The sequence below is a fragment of the Deinococcus aestuarii genome, from assembly GCF_018863415.1.
Taxonomy (GTDB): Bacteria; Deinococcota; Deinococci; order Deinococcales; family Deinococcaceae; genus Deinococcus; species Deinococcus aestuarii.
The window spans coordinates 164339-187005 of sequence record NZ_JAHKSN010000005.1 but is presented as its reverse complement, the minus strand read 5'-3'; the positions used below and the strand labels follow the sequence as shown (position 1 = coordinate 187005).

Here is a 22667-nt window from a genome sequence, read left to right as displayed (position 1 = left end):
CGGGGGGGCGGGGAGTGCCTGCGCCACTGTTCGCGTCACACTCCCCGCCCCGGGCCCGGGCCTACTTGTCGGCGTCGATAAAGGCCTGCACCTGCCGCATCTTGGCGGCCTGCTGGTTCAGGAAGAGGCGGAACTGGGCGGGGTTGAGGTAGTTCATGCCGAAGCCCGCGTTCGTCATGAATTTCCTGAACTCGGGCTCCTGCATCCCGGCCTTGACCGCCGCGTCGATCCTCGTCACCACGTCGGCGGAGAGGCGGCGGGGTCCCACGACCGAGAGAAAGGAGCCGAACGACCAGTTGATGCCGGACTCCCTGAGGGTGGGGATGTCCCGGTGGTCGGGCAGCCGCCGGTCGGCCATCACCGCCAGGGTGCGTACCTCGCCGCTCTTGAGGAGGTTGTTGACCTCCGACGCGCTCACCGTGATCACGTCCACGCCGCCCGCGAGGAGTTCCTGAATGGCGGCGGCGCTGCCCTGCGCGGGCACCCACGGCAAGGCGCTGTCCTTGACGCCGATGGTCTGGAGAAAGCCCGCCCGCGCCATGTCCCAGCTTCCGCCCTTGGCCGTGCCCGACGCCTTGAGCTTGCCGGGATTGGCCTTGACGAACGCCACCAGCTCGCCCACCGTCTTGAAGGGCGAGTTTTTGGCGACCGTGATCGCCGCCGGGTTGACGCTCACGAGGCTGATCGGCGTGAAGTTGTCGATGGTCAGGCCCGACTGCTTGCTCCACGCGGGAATCACCATCTCCAGCGTGCCCATGCCGATGTCGTAGCCGGTGGGCCTGGCCTGTGAGATGGCGAGGTGCCCGATGGCCCCGCCGCCCCCGGTGCGGCTCACGACCGTCACGTTTTCCCCCAGCGGCCGGCTCATCGCCGACGCCAGCGCCCGCGAGGTCAGGTCGGCCGACCCGCCCGGCGACCACGGCACGATGAAGTTCAGCCCCTTCGTGGGGAAATTCTGCGCGGCGGCAAGCGAACCGAGGGCGAGGGTGGTCAGGGCGAGCGGCAGCACGTTCTTCATAGGCGTCTCCTGGGTCCGGCTCGGCTGCCGGGCGGGGGCACCGCCACAAGATGAAGCTCTCTTATGGTTGTGCGCTCCACGAACTTTTATTCGACAAGCGCACTATGGCAGCCGGATGAGCAAAAGTCAACGTGGTTTGTTCCCCCTGCGAACACTTGTGCGCTGAGCGAACGATATGCCTATACTGGGGCCATGCCTTCTGCCACGGCCAGCCCGCCCCCACCCGCTCCCCTCCGGGACGAGGAGCTCGGGGGGGACCTCGTTCAGGCGCTGGCGCGGGGTCTCCAGGTGATCCGGGCCTTCGACGCGCGGCGGCCCCGGCTGGCGCTGGCGGACGTGGCGCGGGAGACGGGGCTGACCCGGGCCACCGCCCGGCGCTCGCTGCTGACCCTGCACCACCTCGGGTACGTGGCGTGGGACGGCAAGTTCTTCTCGCTGACGCCCCAGGTGCTCACGCTGGGGTACGCCTACCTGTCCTCGTCGCCGCTGCCCACCGTGATCCAGCCCGCGCTCTCGCGCATCACCGAGCGCACCCAGGAGTCGTGTTCGGCCTGCGTCCTCGACGGCGACGAGGCGGTGATCGTGGCCCGCGCCGCCTCGCCGCGCATCCTCTCGGCCGACCTGGGGGTGGGCAGCCGCTTTCCGCTGTCGTGCACGTCGGTGGGCCGGGTGCTCCTCGCCGAACTCTCCCCCGCCGAGCAGCGCGCCGTCCTGGAGCGCACGCCGCCCACCCCCCGCACCGAGTACACGGTCACCGACCCGGAGGAGGTGCTCGCCCTGCTGCGCGCCGCCCTCCGGGACGGGTACGCCCTCGCCGACCAAGAGCTGGAGATCGGCCTGCGCTCGATCTCGGTGCCGGTGCGCGGCGCGTCGGGCCGGGTGGTCGCCGCCCTGACCCTCTCGACCCAGGTGGGCCGCGTCTCCGCCGAGGAGCTGGTGGGCACGTATCTCCCGCTCCTCCAGCACGAGGCCGAGGGGCTGCGGCCGCTGCTGAGCGCCTGAGCCTCCCCGCGCCCCACGCCCCCAAGGAGTCCCATGATCCCGACCCACACGGCCCCCGACGCCCCCCGCCTCCTCACCGGCCTGATCGGCAGCGGCATCGGGAAGTCGCTCTCCCCCGCCCTGCACGAGGCGGAGGGAGACGCCCACGGACGGCGCTGCCTGTACCGCCTGATGGACCTCGACGTGCTGGGACTGACCCCGGACGCCCTGCCGGAACTCCTGCGCGCCGCCCAGGTCACCGGCTTCGGCGGCCTGAACATCACCCATCCCTGCAAGCAGCGGGTGATCCGGCATCTGGACGAGCTGTCCCCCGAGGCGCGGGCGCTGGGGGCGGTGAACACCGTCGTCTTCCGGGAAGGCCGGCGGATCGGCCACAACACCGACGGCTGGGGCTTTGCGCAGGGCTTCCGGCGCGGGTTGCCGGACGCGGCCCTCACGCACGCGGTCCAGCTCGGCGCGGGCGGGGCGGGGGCGGCGGTGGCGCACGCGGCGCTGGGGCTGGGGGTGGAGCGCCTGACCCTCTTCGACCGGGACCGGGAGCGGGCTCAGGCGCTCGCCGCCCGGCTCGGGGCCCAGTTTCCCGGGCGGCGGGTCGAGGCCGGGGAGAGCCTGGAGGCGGCCATGCGGGAGGCGGACGGCCTGATCCACGCCACGCCGACCGGCATGGCCGCGCACCCGGGCCTGCCCCTCCCGGCGGCGTGGCTGCGCCCGGGGCAGTGGGTGGCGGAGGTCGTGTACGTGCCGCTGGAGACCGAGCTGCTGAGGGTGGCCCGGGCGCGGGGGTGCGCCACCGTCCACGGCGGGTACATGGCCGTGTACCAGGCGGCCCGCGCCTTCGAGCTGTTCAGCGGCCTGCGGCCCGACCTGGGCCGGATGCTCGCGCACTTCGAGCGGCTGATCGCGCCCCCGGCGGGGGTGGCGGGCGCATGACCCCGGCCCCACGCGGACCCTTCCGGAAGTCCATCGCCACGGTGTCCCTGAGCGGCACCCTGCCGGAAAAGATGCGGGCGGCGGCGGACATCGGCTTCGGCGGCATCGAGGTCTTCGAGCAGGACCTTCTCAACCACCGGGGCACGCCCGCCGAGGTGCGGCGGCTCGCGGCCGACCTGGGCCTGGAGATCACCCTCTTCCAGCCCTTCCGCGATTTCGAGGCGATGCCGGACGCCTACCGTCAGCGGGGTCTCGACCGGGCCGAGCGCAAGTTCGACCTGATGGAGCAGCTCGGGGCGCCGATGGTGCTCGTGTGCAGCAACGTGCAAGACCTCGCGCAAGACGACCCGGAGCGCGCCGCCGCCGACCTGCGTGAGATGGCGGGGCGGGCCCACGCGCGCGGCCTGAAGGTGGGCTACGAGGCGCTGGCGTGGGGGCGGCACGTCAACCGCTGGCGCCAGGCCTGGGAGATCGTGCGCCGGGCCGACCACCCCGCGCTGGGGCTGATCCTCGACTCCTTCCACACGCTCGCGGTGGGGGACACGCTGGAGGGGCTGGCGGAGACGGTGCCGCCGGGAAAGCTGTTTTTCGCGCAGCTCGCCGACAGCCCGCGCAAGAGCATGGACGTGCTGTCGTGGAGCCGCCATCACCGCAACTTCCCGGGGCAGGGGGACCTCGACGTGGCGGGCTTTACCCGCGACCTCGTGCGGGCGGGGTACACGGGGCCCCTGTCGCTGGAGGTCTTCAACGACGAGTTCCGCGCGGCGTCGGCATCCCTGATCGCGCACGACGGCCTGCGGTCGCTGCTGTGGGTGGAGGCCGAGGCGGGGGCGACGAGCCTGCCCGCCCCGCCCGAGTTCCGGGGCTACGAGTTTCTGGAGTTCGCGGTGGACCCGGCGGGCGCGCGGGGACTGGCGCGGCGGCTGGAGGCGCTGGGGTTCGCGTGCACCGGGCACCACCGCTCCAAGGCCGTCACGCTGCACGAACAGGGCGACATCCACCTCACCCTGAACAGCGAGCCCGACAGCCACGCCGCCGACTTCTTCCAGGGCCACGGGCCCTCGGTGTGCGCCGTCGGATTGCGGGTGGACGACGTGGACCGGGCCCTGGCGCGGGCGCGCGCCCTGCTGTGCTCCGAATGGGAAGAGCGCACGGGCGCGGGCGAGTCGCGCCTCCCCGCCCTGCGCGCGCCCGACGGGATGCTCTTTTGCCTGGTGGACGACGCGCTGGCCGCCGAGGTGTACCACACCGACTTTCGCCGCACGGCGAGGCCGCCCCGGGGCGCCGGGCTGCGCGGGGTGGACCACGTGGCGCAGGCGCTGCCGCCCGACCGCCTGGGGAGCTTCGTGCTCTTCTACCGCACGGTGTTCGGCCTGGAGCCGGAGCCGCTGCACGAACTGCCCGACCCCTACGGCCTGGTGAGCAGCCGGGCCCTGGTGAGCCGGGACCGGCGGGTGAGCTTTCCCCTCAACGTCTCCGAGAGTCGGCGCACCGCCACGGGCCGCTTCGTGAACGCGCTCTCGGGCGCGGGCGTGCACCATATCGCCTTCACCACGGACGACCTGCGGCAGACGGCCGCGGCGCTCGACCCGGGGGCCGCCGAACTGCTCGACATCCCCGGCAACTACTACGACGACCTCGGCGTGCGCTTCCTGCTGCCGGACGAGGAGCTCCTGACCCTGCGCCACCTGAACCTGCTGTACGACCAAGACGGCGCGGGGCAGTTTCGGCAGGTGTATACCAACACCTTCGAGGACCGCTTCTTCTTCGAGGTCGTGCAGCGCGACGGCTACCTGGGCTTCGGCGCGGCGAACGCCCCCGTGCGGATGAACGCCCTGAGCACCCGCCACGAGCGGGACCGGGCCGGGGGGGCCCTGCGCGGATGAGCGGGGAGCGGCGGTGCCCGGGCCACCCCTGAAGCCCGGCGCCCACAGCGTCCAGTCGGTCGAGAACGTCGGGCGGCTGCTGGAGCTGTTCACCGTGGAGAGCCCGGAGATCGGCGTGACGCAGGCGGCCCGGCACCTGGGCATGTCCAAGGGCGGCGCCCACGCCCTGCTCACCGCCCTGACCCACATCGGCCTGCTGCACCGCTTCGTGACCGGGCGCTATCGCCTGGGTTTCCGGGTGATGGCGCTCAACACCGTGCTGATGTCGCACACCCCCTGGCGGCGCGTCGCCCGCGAGGAGATGACGCGCCTCGCGGGGGTCACGGGCGAGACCGTCCTCCTCGCCGCCTTCGACGGCGGGCAGACCATCTGCATCGACCGGGTGGAGGGGGGAGCCTCCCCCGTGGACACACCCGTCGGCGGCACCCTGCCCCCACACGCGACCGCGCCCGGCAAGGTAATCCTGGCCCACCGCCCCCCGGAGGAGGTCGAGGGGCTGAGCGGGGCCGGGCTGCTGCACCGCCACACGCCGGGCACGATCACCAGTGAGGACGAGCTGCTCTCCGACCTCGCCCGCACCCGCGAGCGGGGCTACGCCCTGTGCATCGAGGAGCATGTCCCCGGCGTGTGCGGCGTCGCCGCGCCCATCCGCAACGCCAACGCGGAGGTCATCGCGGCCATCAGCCTCTCGGTGCCCACGCGGCGCTTCACGCGGCGCAAGGACAGCCTCGCCACGCACCTCACCGCGGCGGCGGCGGAAACCTCGCGCCGCATCGGCCACGACCACCGCCCCGACTCCGAGGACGGCCTGTACTGGCACACCCTGGACGGTCAGGCCACCCTGCGCCGCGTCCCCAAGCGCAGGGCGAGGGGCTAGGGGTCAAAGGGTCCGGGGCGTCTCCCCCTTCACCCCGGAGGCGCCCCCCAGCATCCGACCTCTTTCAGGCCGGGACAGCCCGGGACCCCTGTGGACCCGTCCCCGGCCCCCGCCGTCAGGCGAGGCCCTGTCGCCCCAGCGCCCGGAGCCGCAACATGCCGGTCACGAAGACCACGGCGCTGAGAAGGACAGGATGCGCCAGTCCTCGCGGGCCGCGCCGGGGGCGGTGATCGGGCGCGGCCCGCGGCCCGTCAAGTTGGCCGTCGTGCCCTCCTCCTCGCACCACATCGAGCCGGGGAGGACGAGCGTGGCGAGCCGCGCCGTCTCATGCGGCAGGCAGTCGATCACGATGAGGTGCCTCAGGGCCTGGAGGCGTTCGCAGACCTGCCCCGTCCCCGCCGCGCTGACGACCGGGTTCGAGCCCAGGACGATCAGGACCTCGATGCCGCCAGGCTTGCCGCAGGCATTCAGCAGCCCCCGGGCACTTCGGCCGGGCTGGGGCAGGTCGCCCGGCGAGCAGCCCCACAGGGCGGCGATCTCGGCGCAGTGCCTGGGATTGCGCAGGCTGCGGGCGCCGGGAAGCTGGCCTGCCTTCTTGCCCGTGCTTGCGTCCACCTTGGCCGTTGCCCTGCCCGGTCAGGAAGGCGAGGCTCGTCGCGGTCCTCAGCGCCAGCCGGGCGACCCTGCCCAGCCGGTACGTCTCCTCGTTCGTGAGGCTGCCGCTGCCAAAGACGCCCACAACATCGCAGGTCCAAAGCGACGGGCACTCTGCACCCAGGGCACGAGCGGGAATGACACCGCCAGCCGCGCCATGCAGGACGTGCTGTCGAGGCACGGGTCCCGATCAGGGCGAGCCTCAGGAGGACTTGCCCGGTGCTCGCCTTTCTCCGCCCGGGTTCATCGCCCCTCCTCTCCCCTCCCCACGCGCCACCAAACGACCGCCGGGACAAACCGGGGAAACAGTCACGGTAGCGAGGCCCCCGCAACCTGTCGGGCCGCCGTCGTGCGGACATCCTCAGAACGAGCCACGGCGAGGTTGCTGGCCTAAACCCGTCCCCCGTGGGGCACCTTGAACCGGGACCGGAGACCGAGCCCCATCTCATACGGTAAAATCAGATGTTTTGAAACACTGATACATTAATGTCTCAAAATTTTGAGGTTACTACACACAGCTATCTCAAGACTTTCTGATTTTGATGTTTCAAAACTCTAGTATTCAGAAACCTAGATACACTAATGTTTTGGTGTGATAGAGTTTCTGTGTGATAAGAATCAGCTTGCTGTCCCGGAAGGGCGGCGTGGGCAAGACGTTGTGCAGCATGGGGCTCGCCCAGGTGCTCTCCGAACGCCACCGCGTGGCGGTGCTGGACCTCGACCCGGAAGGGTCGGCGCGGGCCTGGGCCAACGACGCGGGCGCGCAGGGCTCACCGCTTCCCTTCCAGGTGTACGGCCCGGTGGAGGCGGCCATGCGGCTGGATGCCGAATACCTGATCGTCGATACGCCCCCCAACGATCCCAAAACCCTCGCGGCGACCGCCAAGGTGTCTGACGTGATTCTGGTGCCCATCCAACCGGGCAAGGGCGAGATCGACCGCCTTGAGCCCACGATGGACGTCTTGCGCGACGGTCATTTCAAGGAGGGCGCCCGCCTGGGCCTGCTGCTCAACTATGTCGAGCACGACAACCTCAGCGCCGCGATGCCGCAGGCGCTGGAGCAACTCGGTTACCCGATGGTCGCGGCCATCAAGAAGTCCGTCGAGTACCGCCGGGCCTTCGGGTCCGTGATCCCTTCTTCCCTGCTCACCCCGTTTCGCCAGGCGCTGTCGGAGGTGGGCATCGATGCCTAAGCCCAATCCCAAGACGGACCTCAGCGGCCTTCTCGGCGCTGCCAACCGCGCCAGGGAGGTCGAGCGGCCAAGGGTCGAACAGGAAACACCAGCACCCCAGGACACAGCAACACCAGAGGTGCAGGAGCGGCGGATCAACGTGGCGGTCCGCGAGTCCGTGCACAAGCCGCTGCGCCTGTATTCCGTGAAATCCGGGCGCCAGGTGCGCGATCTCGTCGAAGAGGCCGTCGAGCGGTATCTCAAGGATGTCGGCGAACTTTGAAACATTGGTATTTCAACACCTTGATATCTCAGGACATAGAAACCTCAGAACACACCAAGCTCCCCTGGATACAGACTTTGTAAATGACATGCGAACCGGGTCGCCGCCATTTGACTCTGTGGCATACAGGTGTTTTGAGACACCAACACACTGAGGCACATTCTGCCGACAGATGACCGCCACGGGTATGTGCCCCTGGGTTGAAACTGGGCGGTGAGACAAGTTGTTCGCCCGTAGCCTAACGGTGCCCAGCTCGGCTGAGCCCTCATGTGGTGTGGCAGGCAACCCCGTCTCCGGGCTCCTGAAGGCCCGCCTGCCCTGCGTCCGGCCCACCCCGGCCACGAACGTTGACCGTTGACCTCACCGACGCGCGGAGGCTCCGTGGGGTAGGGGAGAGGTTCACCGGGCTACCCTCGGTACGGCCTGATCCTCCGTCACGCATCAGGACTTGACGCCTGTCACCATCTGGTCGGCCTCCAGGGTGACCCGGCTGCCCAGGCACCACCCGTGTAGGGTGACGACCCCTTCTGCACGCGGGCCATGGTGCCGCCGCGCCTGCTGGCGATCACGGGCAACCTGTCCTTCATCGTCTACGCCGTGCGGGCCGGTCTCCACCCGGTGCTGCTGTACGCGTTCCTGCTGCCGACCAACCTGTATCGCCCAGATCGGGCTACCCCGGAGGGACCCTTACGAGCCGTTAACCGTGGGACATCGCCGCCGTTCGCGCACACTTCGACTGCCCGGGGCGGGGCGCCTACCCCTGGAGGAGGGCGCCTGACCCGGTTTCACCCCGCGCGCCGGGGTTGACCGTCAGCGGGACGCCGTGCGGGCCTCTGCCGCCGCCCTGAGGGCGTCCAGCGGGCCGGAGGACCGGGCGAAGGGCGCGGCCTGACCCGAGGCCGACGCGCTGTAGGGCTGCATGTCGATGTCGATGCCGATGATCTTGCGGGCGACGTTATCGACGGTCACGTCGAAGGTCTTGTTCACGGCGTCGTAGTAGAGGCCGAAGGGTTCGCCGTCGTCCACCTCCTCGTCACCGTCGAGGTCCTGCCACGCGGCCACGTTGTAGCGGCCCGGCTCCAGTTCCCCGAGCGTGTAGGTCTTGCGCAGCGTGTCCTGGTGCACCGTGGCGGCGTGGCTGCGGCTCTCGTCGTAGCCGCTGGACAGGCGGTAGAGGGCCGCGACGAACGTCTGGACCTGACCCACGGGGGTGGGCGTCGGCGCGGGCGTGGGGGCCGGGGTGGGCGTGCCGCCCGACGTGCTCAGGGCCGCCGCCGCGTTCACCAGCCCGGCGCCGCACCCACCGGACACGCCGCAGTCCGCACTGCTCAGCGGCGTGCTCGTGGCCTTGAGGCGGGCGAGCGCCTGGGCGGTGGTCAGGCCCGGCTGCTCGCCCTTCATCAGGGCCACCAGACCCGCGACGTGGGGGGCGGCCATCGAGGTGCCCTCCATGATTCCGTAGGTGGCGACGAGCCGCCCGGCGTCGTCCGTGTCGGCCACGGTGCTGAGGATGCCGCCGGGAATCCGCTTGCCGCCGATCTCCAGCAGCAGCTCGGTGTTGCCGCCCGGCGCCATCACGTCGACGCGCGCCCCGTAGTTGGAGTAGGGCGCCCGCTTGCCGTCGGGGCCGGTCGCGCCCACGGTGATCACGTTGCCGCAGCTCGCCGGGGCGTAACCGCCCGCGTTGTCGTCCTCGTTGCCCGCCGCCACCACGGCGATCACGCCCGCGTTCGCCAGGGCGCCGAACAGGTCCTGCTCGACCTGGCTGCACGCACGCTTGCCCCCCAGACTGAGGTTGACGACCTGCGCCGGATTGGGATTCGCGGGCAGGCCCTCGACCGTGCCGCCCGCCGCCCAGAAGGTGCCGATGATGATGTCGTCGAGGGTTCCGCCCCCCGAGGTGCCCAGCACGCGGATGGGCAGGATCTTCGCCCCCCAGCTCACGCCCGCGATGCCGGCCCCGTTGTTGCTCGCGGCGGCGATGGTGCCCGCCACGTGCGAGCCGTGGTAGCCCGTGTCCCCGCCCTCGTCGGTGGGGTTGAGGTCGGTCCCGTCGCCGTCGCCGGAGTCGTTCACGTCCTGCACCATGTCGAGGCCCGGCAGGATGCGGCCCGCGAGGTCGGGGTGGTTCACGATCCCCGTGTCCACCACCGCTACCGTGACCGCCTTGCCGGTGGTCCCGTCCCACGCCGCCGGAAGGCGCATCGCCTGAGCGTCCCACTGGAACGGGAAGTACGTGTCGTTGGGGGTGCGCAGCGCCTGCACGTAGGCGTTGGGCTGGGCGTACTCCACGTCGGCGCGGGCGGCGAGCCCCTGCACGACGGCCGCCACGTCCGCCCCCCCGCCCGAGGTCACCCGGTACAGCCCCACGCCCGGCAGCCCGAGCGGGCGCTCCAGCCGCAGCGAGGTGTCCCCGACCCGGAGCGTGGCGAGGGCCTGCGCGCTCAGCGAACCGCGCCGCTTGACGATGAACTCGCCGGGAACGGACCCGTCGGCGGCCACCCCGCGCGCCTCCCGCCTCGCCCGCGCCGCCGCCGGGTCGGTCCACCACGATTCATGAGTGGCCCAGTCGGGGGGAGTCTCCCGGGTCAGCTCACCCGCCTGGGCCGAGGACCCCAGCGCCCCGGGCGCCAGGATCAGGCCCGAGATGGAGCTGACCGGCTGCGAGGGCGTCCCCCCGCCGCCATTGCCGCCGCACGCCGCAAGAAGACAGGTCAGGCCGAGCACCGCAATCGCCTTGGGGTTCACACGCATCTGGGCTTCCTTTCGGGGGAGACGGAGAGAAACTGTGAGATTTTAGCCATGAGCGTGACACACCGACTCCATGATTTCCACCCCCGGGCCGGGGTCCGGCGGGTGCGGGGCCTCACTCGCACTCCAGGTTGACGTTGCCCGCCGCGTTGCCCTCGTAGGTCATGCCGGAGCCGATGTCGAGGGTGGCGTTGGCGTCGCCGAAATCCAGGCTGTTCAGACACAGGCCGTATCCGCCGCTGTGCGCGACCAGGCTGTCCGAAATCCTGAGCGAGGACCCGTGCCCCACGAAGACGTTCGCGCCCGCCCCGCCGCCGTACAGGACCCGGACGTTTTGCAGCACGTTCGCGTCCGAGCGTGAGTAGAAGAAGTCGATGCCGTCCCACGAGCCCTTCTCCTGGGTCACCCCGGTGAACACGATGGGGTCCTGGGGGGTGCCGACGGCGCGGATGGCCCCGCCGTGGATATTCAGGACCGCGCCGTCGTCCATGACCACCTTCACGCCCGGCTCGACGGTGAGCAGGCCGCCCTTGTAGTACAGCGCGATGCTCACGAAATAGGGCGCGTTGATCTTCTTCCAGGTCGTGTTGCCGTACACGTCGTCCCAGTCGATCTTCACGTAGGGCAGGCCGTTGGGCTGGTTGCCGCCTAGGTAGTCGCTGGCCGCGTCGAGCACACCCGTCTGGGTGGCGCTGACCTTCAGGCCAAAACCCACGTTGTCGAAGAAACGGTTGTTGGCGAAGGACTTGATCAGCAGGCGGCTGTCCTCGGGGATGGTCATGCCGTGGGCGTAGCTACCCGAGACGGTGTTGTTGCGGAAGGTCAGCGTGCCGTCGATCCCGCTCACCCCGGCGTAGTTCTTGAGGTAGCCCGTCTGCCCGGCGCTCTCGATGTCGGTGTACTCGATGCGGCTCTCGCGGGCGCCGGGGCCGAAGGAGACGCCTTCCCAGTACCCCTTGGTCTTGTTCAGGCCCTCCATCCGGATGCGGGCGTTCGCCGTCCCCACGCTGTTCAGGACGCCGCCCGGCCCAACCCGCAGTTCGGAATCCTGGCCGAAGCGGATCACCGTTCCCGGCTCGATGGTGAGCACCGAGGTCACGTTCACGTAGCCGTCGATCAGGTAGTCGCACGCCGCCGGGCCGTTTGTCATCGCGGTCGCCACCGTCAGGTCGATGACCCCCGAGAGCTGATTGGTACAGGTCCCCGGGGCCGGATCAGGCGTGGGGCCGGGCGTGGGCGTCGGGTTCGGGGTCGGCGTGGTGGTTCCTCCGCCGGAGGGTCCGCCGCCACAGGCGGTGAGCAGCAGGGCGAGCAGGGCGAGACGTCTGACGGGTGCGGCCATCTTTTCCTCCTGGGAACCGTGCGGGACATGTCCGGGTTGGCCCCAGGGTAAGGGGAGGGCGTTTCCCAAACGTTTCAACTGCCAGCTTCGTCCCGCCGGGCGGCGAGGGCGGTCACGAAGTCCGGGCGCAGGTAGGCGGGCAGGGCGTCTTCTCGCAGCTCCGCGAGGATGGGCCGCGCCCGGGCGAGCAGTCCGGCCCCCCCGAACTGCAACGCGGCGATGACGACGACGGCCCGCGCGGTGAGCACGTCGCAGCCCTCGACCTCGGTAAGCCCGCCTTCGAGGGCCGCCTGGGTCTCGGCCCCCCGCCCGGCGCGGTCGTGAATCTCGGCGAGGAGGGCGTGGGCGTGGGCGCGCATGTTCACCGAGGGCGAGCCGCGCAGCACGACGTGGGTGTGGTCGAGGGCCGGGTCCAGCCGCCCCGCCCGGCAATAGGCCAGCGCGAGGTGATAGCGCAGGGGGTAGGAGTCGTTGAAGTGCCCCAAGCTCAGGGCCGCCTCGGCGAGGGGGACACCCTCCTGGATGCGCCCGAGGTCGTGCAGGGTGGCGATGATGTCGCTGCTCGCCTTGACCTGCTCGGAACGCGCCCCCAGGAACCGCGCCGCTTCGAGCTGCTCGCGGTAGAGCGCCAGCGCCTCCTCGAAGCGGCCCACGTCGCACAGCAGGGCGCCGAGCAGGCTCAGCCAGTTGCAAAAGCCCAGGCTGAGGGGCTCGCGCCGTGCCGCCGCGACCACCCCCTCGGCGATGCCCAGCGCCTCGGCGTACTCGCCCCGGTAATGGGCGATATTGGCCTGCATCAGCAGCACGTCGCGTTTCAACCCGGGGTCGTCGAGGGGGGAGGCCTCCCGCGCGGCGAGCGCCACCAGGGCGGCCGCCTCCGCGAGGTTGCCGTCCATGTAGGCGAGGGTGGCCCCCTCCGCGTGGGCGAGGGCGCGGGCCGCCGGGTCGCCGGATTCGCGCAGGACGGTCTGAATCAGGTCGCGCGCCTCCCCGGCGCGGCCCGCCACCCGGCGGCGCACCGCGAGGTAGGCGTGCGCCCGGTACCACTCGGGGGTCCGCACGCCGAGGCCCAGCACCCGCTCGTAGAGAGCCGTCGCCTCGTCCTCGAAGCCGCGCCGCACCCCGAAGGCAAAGCGCGCCGCGCGAAACCACAGCCGCGCGGCGCTGGCCTCGTCCCCCGCGAGCCGGGCGTGCTCGGCCACCACGAGGTCGTCGAGCGTGCCCTCCAGGGCGCGGGCCGCCCGCCCGTGCACGAAGCGCCGCCGCGCCTGCGGCAACGCCGCGTACAGCGCCCGGCGCACCACGTCGTGCGCGAAGCGCTCCCCGCGCAGCAGGCCGAGCCGCCCGGCGCTTTCCAGGGCGCCCACCACCGCCCACTCCCCCTCCCCCAGCACCCGCGCGAGGTGGGCGGGGTCGAGGACGCCGCCGAGCACGCTCGCCACGTCAAGGACCCGCCGCTTCGCCTCCGGAAGCGTGTCCGCACGGCGTAGCACGAGGTCCGCGAGGCGCGGCGTGAGCGGCAGGGCGTCGAGGTCGGTTGGGCCTGCGCGGCGCTGCCACGCGCCGGGGCGCGCCTCGTACACCCCCTCCTGCACGAGGACCCGCAGCCATTCGAGCACGAAGAGGGGATTGCCGCCGCTGCGGGGATACAGCCACGCGGCGAGGTCGCCCGGCCCCGCCCCCGGCCCGGTGACGCTCCCGACGAGCGCGGCGACCCCGGCCTCGGGCAGGGGGGCGAGGGGGACGGGCGTGGTCTGCGCCGCGAGGGCGCGCAGGGTCCCCTCCAGGGCCTCCCCCACCTCACCCCCCCGGTAGGCACCGAAAAGGCGCACGCCGCCGCGCCGCACGAGGAACACCAGCCACTCCAGGGTGGCGGGGTCGGCCCACTGGAGGTCGTCCACAACGACCACGCCTTCCGGGGCGAAGACGCGGGCGAGCGCCTCCAGAAACCGCACCTTGCCCGAGTCGGCGTCCCCGTCCCCGGGCGGCGGCCCGTCCCCCTCGGGGCACGCTTCCGGCACGAAGCGCGCCAGGTCCGGGGCATACGGGCCGAGGTCGGGCAGCTCCGGCAACCGCGCGCGCACCCCGGCGAGCAGCGGGAAATACGGCACATGCTCCAGCCCCTCCTGGCAGCGCAGGGGCCGTGCCCCCGGCAGCACCTCGGCGAGCAGGCGCGTCTTCCCAACGCCGGGCTCGCCCGTCACGAGGACGACCGGGCTCCCCGCGCCGCGCAGCAGGGCCACCTCCGCCGCGCGCCCGCTCAAGGTGGGGGGGCGCACGAGGTCAAGGGGCAGGGTGGCGGGGGCCTCCGCACCGTCCGGGCGCGGGGGCGGGGCGTCCCGGCGCAGGGCGTCCACAAGGTCCAGGGTCGCCCGCAGCGGGGTGAGGCCGAGGTCGGCCCGCAGCCGCGCCGCGAAGCGTTCGTAGGTCCGCAGGGCCTCGTCGCGCGCGCCCGCGAGGTGACTCGCGCGGAGCAGGCGTTGCAGCACGTCCTCGGAGAGGGGGTCGTGTGTGAGGGCCCGCCCCAGCAGCCGCGCGGCCTCGTCGAAGGCGCCCCGGCGCAGCAGGTCGTCTTCGCGGCGCACCACCGCCTCCAGCCATGCCCCGTGCAGCGCGGCGCGTTCGGCCTCCAGCCACTCGTGGAAGCCCGGCAGCTCGTCCGTCGGCCAGCCGTGCAGCAGCGGGGCCGGATAGCCCTCTGTTGCCCGGTGCCAGTCTCGCTCGGCGAGGGCCCGGCGCAGCTCCGCCACGTCGGTGTCCACCCGCCAGCGCAGGCGTTGCGGTTCGGCTTCCACCCCGGCGGCCCACCGCAGGCGCCGGGCGCGGGTCAGCAGCAGGCGCAGGTTGCCGCGGGTCGCGGCCTCGGCGCCCCCTGGGCGAAACACCCGGGTCAGGTCGTCGCGGCTCACCCACTGCTCCACCCCCGCGAGGTACAGCAAGAGGTACGCGGGCTTGAGGACCGGAACGTCTTCCCGGCGCCCCCCGTCCAGAACGGCGGGAGACCCCAGCAGAGCGAGGCGAGGCGGCATTGCCGAGTCTAGCAGAGCCGCCCGGCTCGGGTGCCGCACAGAGGCCGCCGCGCGCCGATGTCACACTCGGGCCATGCTCCTGATCGTCCACGCCGCGCTGACCTGGGTCCTGGTCGGCCTGATCCTGACCATCCAGGTCGTCCATTACCCGCTGTTCGCCCGCGTGGGAACGGCCGGGTATGCCGCGTACCAGCGGGATCACGTCACGCGCATCACCGGGCTGGTCGCACCCCTGATGCTGGCCGAACTCGGCACGGGCGCCGCGCTGGTGCTGCGCCCCCCACCTGGAGTGCCCGCCGCGTCCACCGGGCTGGGTCTGGCGCTGATCATTTCAGTCTGGCTCTCGACGGCCCTGGTCCAGTCCCCCGCCCACGGGCAGCTCGCCGCCGGATTCGATCCGGCGTGGCACGCACGGCTGGTGAGAACGAACTGGTGGCGCACCCTGGCCTGGGTGGCACGCGGCGGACTGGTGGGCTGGTGGCTCCTGCTCACGACGACGACGTGAGCGCAGCTTGTGGAAACAGGGCAACAAGATGACCGGGCCCTGCTTCCCGGTGAACCCGGGTTCACGCACCCCCTGACCGGTAGCCGGGACGGGAAGGCGACGGGACCCGGCACAAACGTGTCCCGTCACGCGCTCGCCCACGGGTGTGACGGCCGACGCGAGCGGCGAGCTGATGACAGATGGCCGAACGTCTGTCCCCTCCTGGCCCCCTTTCCTCTCTGGTGATCTGACCTCCTCACGGCCTCGATTCGAACCCGGCACGATTTACCGCGCGCGCCTCCCTTGAGTGATGATGTTTTATGTTGTTTTTAAAAGAATAAAAAGATTGAATGATCATCATCATAGGGCGTACTGCCTCCCGCTCCCAGACGGCGAATTCCGCGATTTCCCCTCAGAAACTACGGGGACTCAGGCCGATTTCCCCTCAGAAACTACGGGGACTCAGGCCGATTTCCCCTCAGAAACTACGGGAACCCGCTGGGTACCCCGGCAGCATTCCCTCAAAAAATACGGGCCGTTTCCCTCAAAAAATACGGGTCCCAAAAGCCACAATGGAACCCTTCTCCGCCGAATTCCCCTCAGAAACTACGGGCTTTTGAGGGCAAAATGACCCACATTCCCTCAGAAACTACGGGTCATGGGTGAGAATCACACCAACCTCGTCTGGGACGATGTTTCCACCGTCATCCCCTCAGAATATACGGGAGCCCGCTTCACGCCTTCCCTCAGAAACTACGGGTCGGGGGTGGAGGCTATGGGCCCGGCAGCAGGGCGGCGCGCAACTCCTCCACGAACTGAAGAACGCTGGTCTGACCCTGGTAGCCAGCGGAGGTGGCCCGTTTGACCAGCAGGCTTCCATCCAGCGCACCCTCGGCGAGCGCGTCGCCCAGGAGAGCCCGCTCCGGGACGGTCAGGTGCTTCATGACTCCCAGAAGGCCGAGTTGCCGCACAGTCCAGGCCCCGAGTTCCGGGCCGCGCAGCCGGGTCGGGTGCAGGTCGAGGGCTTCGGCTCCCGGCTCGAGCTCGGCCTTCCGGGGGGCTGGGGCGGCCTTGTCCTGAGGGGGCGGCCCGCCCAGGCCCTCGTACTGCTCCGGGCTCTTGATCATGGCGACCAGCAGGCCCGCCGGATTGCCCACCGCCGTGCGGCTGGTCGTCATGTAGTGGTCGAACCTGCCCAGCGCCTCCGGAATGCGTTCGGGGAAGGCGGCACTCAGACGCAGGGCCATGCCCTTTTTCACCCCCCGGGCCAGGAGCGACTCCGCGAGTTCCGGGTGGTCGGTGCGTGGGGGTCCGGCGAACACATACCGCACGGTTCGTTGGCGCCCCCGGCCCTCGTGCTCGACCTGATTCAGGTAGGCCCGGGCCAGCAGCTCCTCGTGGGCGGGCTGAAGCGCCCGCAGGATGTTGTCCGGGCGGTCGCTGAACAGGCCCAGGCGGACGGCCCAACCGAGCAGCGGGGCCGTGACCTCCCGGACGAGGCCGTCCTCGGCCTGCTCGTCGAAGTGAAGGGCGTCGAGTTGCCGGTAGAGGGCCCGCACGAGCGGCTGGCTGAGCGAGCGGTAGAACTCGAGGTCCAGCGGCTTGATGTACCCGGCCCGCAGACTGTCGAGAATGGGAACCCCGAGTTGCACGACGATGACGCTCCTCGCGGACATCCCGGCGTTGGAGCGGCGGAAGGCCAGGTAGGAGATCTGGCTGAATTCCTGCGAGAGCCACTCCCCGCCGCTGCCGTGGTGGCGGTACCAGGCCTCGTCCACGCTGTATTTGGCCTTGCTCAGACGGCGCAAGCTCGCCTGCATCGCCTTGTAGTACTGGGCGGAGTCGGGCAGGCCCGCGGCTTTGAGCAGGGCGTACCCCGTGGTGGTAAAGGGACCGTTGGGCACCCCGGCCTCGAAGCAGAGGTTGATCAGCCCCACCATGAAGTCGTTGTCCAGGCCGTGCGGAACGACCTCCCCCTCCCCCACGGTGCAGACCACGTAGACCGGGCGGCCGTCCGGCGTCAGGATGCTCTTTTCCCAGCGGCGCATCTCCGGCGGAACCGTCTTCTGGGCGCTGTTGAGGGTCAGGCGGCCGAGGTTGAGTTCATCCAGGCCGGGGTGGACGTCCGGGGGGCCTTCCAGTCCCGGAGAACCCCGCCGGGGGGGCGCGGGCTTCCCTGGTTTCTTAGCTGGGGGCGCCATTTGCCCATGCTAAAGGATGCGGCGCTCCCACACGCTCCCTCAGAAAATACGGGCCACAAACGGAAAATCCCCGACTGAACCTGTGTTTCCCCCGCCGCCGGACTTCCCCGCGAGGTGGGACGTGGCCTGCCGCCGAGTACCTCACGCGGCAACTGAGCCCGCACACTCCCACCGTTGTGCCGGGGCCCTGCGGGTCGGCGCCGACCTGGGTGAGACAGGGCCGACAGCGTGCGCGTCGCCGCGGTATCGTGCCGTCGTGATCACCGCGACAGTCTTCAACCACGCGGGGGGAGCCGGCAAGACAAGCCTGACCCGCGACGTGGGCCACCAGCTCGCTCAGGCCGGGCAGCGCGTGTTGCTGATCGATCTCGATCCCCAGGCGAACCTGACCACCTGGCTGGGGGTCAGGGGCGTGTCCCTCTCCTCCACGGTGTACCGTCTGGCGACCGAGGGCACGCCCCTCCCCGAGCCTGTTCAGGCCCACGGCCTGCACCTGATTCCCGCCCAGGTCGATCTGGCCCTGGCGGAGACGGGGATGCTCGGCGTGCCCGGATCGCAACTCTTCTTGCGGCAGGCGCTGGAGGGCGTGCGCGGCTCGTACGATGTCGCCCTGATCGACAGTCCCCCCAGCCTGGGACAACTGGCGATTCTGGGGGCGGTGGCCGCCGACCGGCTGATCGTGCCCATCCCCACCCGGGCGAAGGGGCTCGATGCCCTCCCGGGCCTGCAAAAGGCGACGGCCCTCTACCGCCGCCTGCGGCCCGACCTGGCGGTGGGGCTGTACGTGCCGACCCTCTACGACGCCCGGAGGTCCCACGACCGCGAGGTGCTGGAGGAGCTGCGCGCCCACCTCTCCCCGCTCGCCGAGCCGATTCCCGAGCGGGCGGCGGTGTGGCTCGACTCCAGCATGGCGGGTGAGCCGGTCGGGGTGTACGCGCCGAACAGCCCGGTCTTTCAGGACGTGCAGCGGCTCACCCGCGAGGTCGCGGGCGTGCTGGGCCTGGGGGTGCGGGCGTGACCCGCAGGCGCCCGCCCCGCCGGGAGGGCCTGGACGCGCTGCTCGGGCAGACCGCCGAGCTCGTGAAGATTCCGCCGACCGAGCAGACCCTCGCGGTCAGTGCCCTGCGTCCCGGGCCAGGCCAGCCGCGGCGGGTTTTCGGGGAAGAGGGGCTGCGGGAGCTGGCCGAGAGCCTGCGGGAACACGGCGTCTTGCAACCCCTGCTGGTGCGTCCGGCAGAAGGAGGGCACGAGATCGTGGCGGGGGAGAGACGCTGGCGAGCGGCCCAACTCGCCGGTCTCACCGAGGTGCCGGTGGTGATCCGCGCCCTCAGCGAGGACCAGGCCCGGGTGGTCGCCCTGATCGAGAACTTGCAGCGCGAGGACCTGAACCTGATCGACGAGGTGGACGCCAAACTCGATCTGGCCGCGCTCGCACTTGGTCTGCCGCGCGAGGAGACGCGCGCACGGTTGATGCGGCTGCTCCGGGAGGAGCCGGGCCCCGAGGCCCAGACCCTCGCGGCGCTCTTCGCCCCGTTGCGGGAGACCTGGACATCGTTCGCCAAGAACAAATTGCGGGTCCTGAACTGGCCGCCGCCCCTCCTTGAGGCGGTTCGCGGCGGTCTCCCGTTCACGCTGGCCGGCGTCATCGTTCGTGCCCCCGAGGAGCACCACGACCGCCTGATCACCCTCGCCCGGGGCGGCGCGACGCGCACGGCGCTCCGGGCCGAAATCGAGCGCCTGGGCCGACGTGATTCGGTGGGGGAGACCTCACCCGCCACCCAGGTCGCCCGGCGGCTGGCGAGTCGGCGCTTCATGTCCAGCCTCGACCCCGAAGCGAAGAAGGCCGTGGACCGTTGGTTGGCCCGGATGCCGGAGGCGCTGCGCTCCGCCCTGTCAGAGCGGGACTGACAGCGGTCACCAGACAACCTGAAGGGCTGTTCCTCAAGTCCACCAGCCAAGGGGACCCGACGACTTGGGATCTGCCCCTCTACTGATGGGGCCACCGCTGTGAGTCCGTTCTTACCGGTAAGAACGCCTTGTGTGCCGTTGCGGGCGAGCTCTCCCTCTTCGCGGCGAGGTTGCCGGACCCGTCCTGGTCCAGCGCCCGCGGGTTCGTTTCACCGTATCCGGCCGTCGGCGGGGCGTCCTGCGCTTCACCCAACGCCGGAGCGACCTTCACGGCCGCGCCCATCCGCAGGGTGACCGCGGCGTCCCGCGCCCCCACTCGGGGAACACCAGGCCGAGGCCCGTCGGCGAAGGGCTGGGTACCGGCGGGCGCGAGCGGCCAGGTGGGGTGGTCCTGGCTGGTGCCGAGAGCGGCGTGATTCAGCCTCAAAACCACAGCCGCAGGTGGGCTGGGGTGAGAAGTCCGCCCCAGCCCACCCGTTCCTCCGCCTCCCGTCAGGGGGCCGGGTAATCCACCACGTAGCGCGGCTGGCCGGTGTTGGAGTTGTCCGCCTGATCGCCCACCCCGTTGACGACGTGCTGGATGGTGCCCGCGCTGAGGTTGACCGTCAGGACGTGGTGGAGCCGTACACCGGGCGTCCGGGGCACCTCGAAGCCGTTCGTGGTGACGATGGACGGGTTGTTTTGGTTGAAGACGTAGGCGCCGCCGCCGAAGAGACGGTGCGTCCTGACGTGATCCGCCACCCGGTAGGCGGCCCAGCCGAGGGTAGCGCCGCCGTTGCCCGCGTTCCACGCCTCCTGGGTGGGCGGGTCGTAGGGCAGCTCGTTCTGGAAGAAAATGGTCGTGCCGTTCTCGCCGTTCCAGACGACGTTGTGCTGCTGGTAGTGCTCGACGAACAGGCCGGTTGCCGTCACGTTGTCGCCGTTGATCACGGCCCCGTTGCGCCCGATGTTGGTGTTCCAGCGGTCGGTGTCGCCGTTCACCCCCTGCGTGAAGCCCTCCAGGCCGTGGTCGGCGCGCCAGACCCAGGCGTGGTCGAGCAGCACGTCGTCGCTGTTGACCTCCAGGCTGGTGGTCGCCCGGCCGATGTGCGGACCGCCGACCCGGAAGAACACGTCGCTCAGGGTGATCGGGTTGGCGGCATCACTGCGCCCGAGGCCCAGCCCCCGCCCGCGCCGCAGGCCCACCTGCAAGAGCGCGGGTGAGGTCTTGGTGCCCGCGTCGAAGGTCAGGCCCGCGACGACCGAGCCCGTGGCCGTGTCCGCGACGATCATCGGGACGACGCCGTTGTGCGCGGTCAGGGTCGCGTAGCCCAGGCCCAGCACCACCGTATCCGGACGCCACACCACCAGGGGCAGGTTGATGTCGTATACGCCCGGCGTGAAGAGCAGGTGGCGGCCCCGCACCAGTTGCAGATTGATGGCGAGCGCCGAGTCGGTCGGCCTCACGACGAAGAAGTCCGTCAGGGGAAGGGTGCGGCCCGGCGTGAGGCCGTTCGCCCACGTGACGCCGCGACTGCCCCGCTGCGCCGACGGCACCCGGACGTTCCGGTGACCCTGGGCGTCCACGAAGAGGTAGGGCTTCTCGCGGCTGACCGGCGTCTGGTCGAGCACGGTATAGGGGTTCGGCGCGGGGAACGTCTCGGCCGGTGCGCCCTCGACGCCCGAGAAGACCGCATTCCACACGGCGTTCGACCACTTGACGATGCGGCTGCCCCGCACGTAGAACTGCTGCTGCGAACCGTTGACGAGTTCGGCGGCGCCGCTGTGCTGCGAGTCGGCCATGAAGCCGCCGCTGGCGTACTGCGGCCCGGCCGAGCAGTAGTCCATGAAGGACATCGGCCCGACGACATTGACGCGGCGCAGCGGGGCGGCCTGTGACACCGCCCAGAATTCGGTGTCGGTGCACCAGTCGGGGCGGGGCGCGGTCTCGCCGAGAACCTGGGTCAGGCCTCCCTTGACCTGAATCGTCAGGTTGGACATCGAGCGCCAGAAGTTCGTCAAGGCGATGCAGTTGCCCGTCCCGTTGCCCTCCAGACAGCGGTTGTAGACGCCAATCGTCCCGTTGATCGTGACGTCCGTCGGAGAGGCGCCCAGGCCCGCGACCTCGGTGTAGTAGCCCACCTGCACGTTGAGCGGCTGTTCCGGCGTCCCGTAGGTGCCCGGCATGAAGAGAACCGCGTCGCGCCGGGTGCCGAACTCGTTGTCGAACTGCGCCCGGGTGATGGCATCGAACTTCGCCCGGATGGCCTCGACCGACATGTCCGGCGTGAAGATCGTGACGCTGGCGCCGAGGTCGCTGCCCCGAACACCCGCCGCGAGCGTGTCCGTCTGCCCGTTCGCGGGCGCGGCGGCCTGCTGGCCGCAGGCACTCAGGACCAGGGTCAACCCGGCCAGCAGCGTGGCGGCCCGGGCGCGGCCGGGACGGGTCGGGACGGGGCAGGATGGGTCGGCCTCAAGGTGTGGTCGCATGGACATCCTTTCGGGAATCGAGACTGGGCCTTGGCGGAGGGCTGGACCGGAGGGCGAGCGCAACCTGAAGCCGGAAGGCCCGGCCCCGCGGCGCTGCTGGGACGGTGAAACGCCGGGGACGGGCTCAACTTGTCGCGTCCCGCGAACTGTAACGCCGCAGCGGCGGCGAGGCAAGCTCCGCCTTGGTCTGTCGGGGCCAGGGAGGGGGAGCGCCCGGTCGACGGTGGTGAGAGCGCACCTGGCTCCGGCGAGCCTGAAGGGCTTGGCCTGGCAGGTGGGCGCGCTGCACCCCTGAGGCCCCGACCCTGAACAAGACCGGACGGAAGGGCTCGTCATGCCGACCACGCCGGATGGTGTCGCCCTGGTGGCCCTCGCTGGGGCATGGCAGTGAATAGAGCCCTGCTTCGAGTGCTGAACCCCGCTGCCCTGGAAGACGGAGAGGACCCCGGCGCACCCCGAGTCGGGGAGGGGAACAGAAGAGTCGCCGCGCCTTGGCAAACAGGTCGAGCCTTACGTGGGCGGCGTGGGGCGCCCAGCAAGGTCGTCGCCCTGATCTCCTCGCGGCCCGCCCCTGGGCACCCACGCCCACCGTGCCCTGCCCAGCCCTGCTTCCGGCTGTGAGAAATGGTTAAGATTTCCCTGGCTACCGTTTGGTCTGGCC

The 22667-nt window shown here is 70.8% G+C and carries 16 protein-coding genes; 9 read left to right on the top strand and 7 right to left on the bottom strand.

Going from position 1 to position 22667, the window contains the following annotated elements; genetic code table 11:
* Positions 1–61 precede the first annotated feature (61 nt).
* The gene (locus IC605_RS09425) at positions 62–1018 is read right to left on the bottom strand and encodes a tripartite tricarboxylate transporter substrate binding protein (protein WP_216322319.1); all 957 of its coding nucleotides are present in this window, start codon (positions 1016–1018) and stop codon (positions 62–64) included.
* A 192-nt stretch (positions 1019–1210) separates the two neighbouring features.
* Between IC605_RS09425 and IC605_RS09420 the strand changes: the two genes are divergently transcribed.
* From IC605_RS09420 to IC605_RS09405, 4 genes are read left to right on the top strand one after another with little or no spacing between them, the layout of a single operon-like run.
* Complete coding sequence (locus IC605_RS09420) at positions 1211–2020, top strand: IclR family transcriptional regulator domain-containing protein (protein ID WP_216322316.1); 810 nt, start codon at positions 1211–1213, stop codon at positions 2018–2020.
* Between the two features lie 33 nt (positions 2021–2053).
* Positions 2054–2950: a shikimate dehydrogenase gene (locus IC605_RS09415; RefSeq protein ID WP_216322312.1), complete on the top strand. Its 897-nt coding sequence runs from the start codon at positions 2054–2056 to the stop codon at positions 2948–2950.
* Complete coding sequence (locus tag IC605_RS09410) at positions 2947–4836, top strand: bifunctional sugar phosphate isomerase/epimerase/4-hydroxyphenylpyruvate dioxygenase family protein (RefSeq protein ID WP_216322309.1); 1890 nt, start codon at positions 2947–2949, stop codon at positions 4834–4836. Before IC605_RS09415 ends, IC605_RS09410 begins: the two co-directional genes overlap by 4 nt.
* A 13-nt stretch (positions 4837–4849) precedes the next feature.
* A complete protein-coding gene (locus tag IC605_RS09405; RefSeq protein WP_343216563.1) occupies positions 4850–5713 on the top strand; it encodes an IclR family transcriptional regulator in 864 nt (287 codons plus the stop codon).
* Positions 5714–5875: 162 nt separating this feature from the next.
* Here the strand turns inward: IC605_RS09405 and IC605_RS09400 are convergent, their stop codons facing one another.
* A complete protein-coding gene (locus IC605_RS09400) occupies positions 5876–6328 on the bottom strand; it encodes a molybdopterin-dependent oxidoreductase (RefSeq protein WP_343216562.1) in 453 nt (150 codons plus the stop codon).
* A 647-nt stretch (positions 6329–6975) separates the two neighbouring features.
* Here IC605_RS09400 and IC605_RS09395 point away from each other — a divergent pair.
* Both IC605_RS09395 and IC605_RS09390 read left to right on the top strand, forming a co-directional pair.
* Entirely contained in the window at positions 6976–7560 is a 585-nt protein-coding gene (locus tag IC605_RS09395; RefSeq protein WP_216322306.1) for a ParA family protein, read from the top strand.
* Positions 7553–7822 (top strand): hypothetical protein, encoded by a 270-nt coding sequence (locus tag IC605_RS09390; RefSeq protein ID WP_216322303.1) that lies wholly within the window; start codon positions 7553–7555, stop codon positions 7820–7822. Before IC605_RS09395 ends, IC605_RS09390 begins: the two co-directional genes overlap by 8 nt.
* A gap of 810 nt (positions 7823–8632) precedes the next feature.
* Here the strand turns inward: IC605_RS09390 and IC605_RS09385 are convergent.
* The 3 genes from IC605_RS09385 to IC605_RS09375 form a co-directional block, all read right to left on the bottom strand.
* Positions 8633–10576, bottom strand: coding sequence for a S8 family peptidase (locus tag IC605_RS09385; RefSeq protein ID WP_216322300.1), 1944 nt, complete (start codon positions 10574–10576; stop codon positions 8633–8635).
* A gap of 112 nt (positions 10577–10688) precedes the next feature.
* A complete protein-coding gene (locus IC605_RS09380) occupies positions 10689–11915 on the bottom strand; it encodes a hypothetical protein (RefSeq protein WP_216322297.1) in 1227 nt (408 codons plus the stop codon).
* 74 nt (positions 11916–11989) lie between these two features.
* Positions 11990–14944: an ATP-binding protein gene (locus IC605_RS09375; protein WP_216322293.1), complete on the bottom strand. Its 2955-nt coding sequence runs from the start codon at positions 14942–14944 to the stop codon at positions 11990–11992.
* A 73-nt stretch (positions 14945–15017) separates the two neighbouring features.
* On the opposite strand from IC605_RS09375, the gene IC605_RS09370 reads away from it, so the two are divergent.
* Complete coding sequence (locus IC605_RS09370; protein WP_216322289.1) at positions 15018–15449, top strand: hypothetical protein; 432 nt, start codon at positions 15018–15020, stop codon at positions 15447–15449.
* 752 nt (positions 15450–16201) lie between these two features.
* On the opposite strand, the gene IC605_RS09365 is transcribed toward IC605_RS09370, so the two are convergent.
* The gene (locus IC605_RS09365) at positions 16202–17629 is read right to left on the bottom strand and encodes a replication initiator protein A (protein ID WP_216322285.1); all 1428 of its coding nucleotides are present in this window, start codon (positions 17627–17629) and stop codon (positions 16202–16204) included.
* Positions 17630–17885: 256 nt separating this feature from the next.
* Here IC605_RS09365 and IC605_RS09360 point away from each other — a divergent pair, with 256 nt between their 5' ends.
* Positions 17886–18647 (top strand): ParA family protein, encoded by a 762-nt coding sequence (locus tag IC605_RS09360; protein WP_216322281.1) that lies wholly within the window; start codon positions 17886–17888, stop codon positions 18645–18647.
* Positions 18644–19537 (top strand): ParB/RepB/Spo0J family partition protein, encoded by an 894-nt coding sequence (locus tag IC605_RS09355; protein ID WP_216322278.1) that lies wholly within the window; start codon positions 18644–18646, stop codon positions 19535–19537. The genes IC605_RS09360 and IC605_RS09355 overlap by 4 nt, the downstream gene beginning before the upstream one ends.
* A gap of 492 nt (positions 19538–20029) precedes the next feature.
* Here IC605_RS09355 and IC605_RS09350 read toward each other — a convergent pair whose 3' ends face one another.
* Entirely contained in the window at positions 20030–22006 is a 1977-nt protein-coding gene (locus IC605_RS09350) for an adenylyl cyclase (RefSeq protein WP_216322275.1), read from the bottom strand.
* Positions 22007–22667 lie beyond the last annotated feature (661 nt).